This is a genomic window from Microcoleus sp. Pol8_D6, assembly GCF_036700965.1.
GTDB lineage: Bacteria > Cyanobacteriota > Cyanobacteriia > Cyanobacteriales > Microcoleaceae > Microcoleus.
The window spans coordinates 1-1,397 of the sequence record NZ_JAUBPW010000166.1 but is presented as its reverse complement, the minus strand read 5'-3'; the positions used below and the strand labels follow the sequence as shown (position 1 = coordinate 1,397).

1 protein-coding gene is annotated in these 1,397 nt (G+C 41.0%); it reads right to left on the bottom strand.

All coding sequences use genetic code 11. From position 1 onward, the window contains the following. Window positions 1–116: 116 nt before the first annotated feature. Complete coding sequence (locus QUA10_RS29005) at window positions 117–503, bottom strand: IS630 transposase-related protein (protein ID WP_333085972.1); 387 nt, start codon at window positions 501–503, stop codon at window positions 117–119. Between the last annotated feature and the right edge of the window lie 894 nt (window positions 504–1,397).

The window sequence follows — 1,397 nt, the reverse complement described above, 5'->3', positions numbered from 1 at the left end:
CGCATCTATCACGGGATGGGATTATATTCTATCGGCACTAAATACTGTAGCATAATTTTGGAGAATTGGTATTACTTCGATATTCTTGACTTTTTCCCAATACTCTAGCCTTAACTTCATGACTCTTTCTGTCCCTGCTTGGCTACTCCTGACTGTTTTTTTTTTCGATTTAATCCCAACTTCTGTAACGCTCTACACATGGCGGTTCTACCCACCCAATTTCCCGTCTTATGGGCAAATAACTCACACAACTCTACTAAGGTTGCATCGGGATGTGCTGCCACTATTTCTCTTAATTCTGTTGACGCATTATTCAAATGACTGTATCTCGGTTTACCCCTAGGTTTCGGCTGTAAATTTCCCTCGATTTTTTGTTGCTTGACAAGCTTTTGAACTAAGCTTTTACTTACGGCAAATATTTCTGCTGTTTTTCGGATCGACAGCTTCTGCTCTTGATGGGCTGCTACTATTTTTTTTCGCAAATCTACTGAATATGCTTTCATTGGTGTATTCTTTTAATCTATTGTTATTGTACCTCATAACACCCGGAAGTGCTGTAAAATCTCTAAACGTTTCTCGAATGAAGCAATCCCAGCTATCAAATTCCAGACCCCTGGATGTCCATCACCCAGACAAGTAATTGGCTCACCTAAATGGTGTCGATTCACCCAATCCAATAGCTTGTTATTCTCTTGAAAGAAAGCGGCACACTGTTGATGATACAACGCCACGGCTTTGTAGTCTCGCCATTCATTGGCTTCTCCTAGGTCGGTTCTTAATCTTGCCTTGTCTCCATCTCAACTCAAAGCGGTGACAGTTTTCTCTGCTACAGCCTCCACAAATTTTTGTCGATGTACTAGCCGTTGTTGCGTACTGTGGGATACATATATTCCTGTGAGTTGTTGTAAATTTTTGGTGGTATTGGCATAGGATACGTTGGCTCTCAATATTAGGCAGCATTTTTCTAAGTGAGGGCTTAACCTTGTCCCTTTCTTTAGTCCGAGTTTTTTACTTTGTTGTTCTCTTTCTCGACATTTACCCATGCAGGTCTGGATTTCTCTGGCTCTGCCTGCTTCTGTTTGGCTGCTGCTTAAAAAATTTTCCAATCTCTGGGGCTACTTCTTGGAGGACCTGATCTCTCACGGGTAATTCAATATTGCCAAAATCTTTTAGCTGTTCTGATGGTGTATTCTTGAGTAAGATAGCGGGTAATTGCTCAACCCCCTTGACAAGAGAACGAGATAAACATTAGATGTAATTGCTCAACCCCCTTGACAAGAGAACGAGATAAACATTAAGATGATGCGGAGACAATATTTAATAAAGTCAGCGAATTTCTGGCAGAACGAGGCATGAAGGTTAGTGAAAAGAAAACTAAGCTAACAGCTACGACAGAT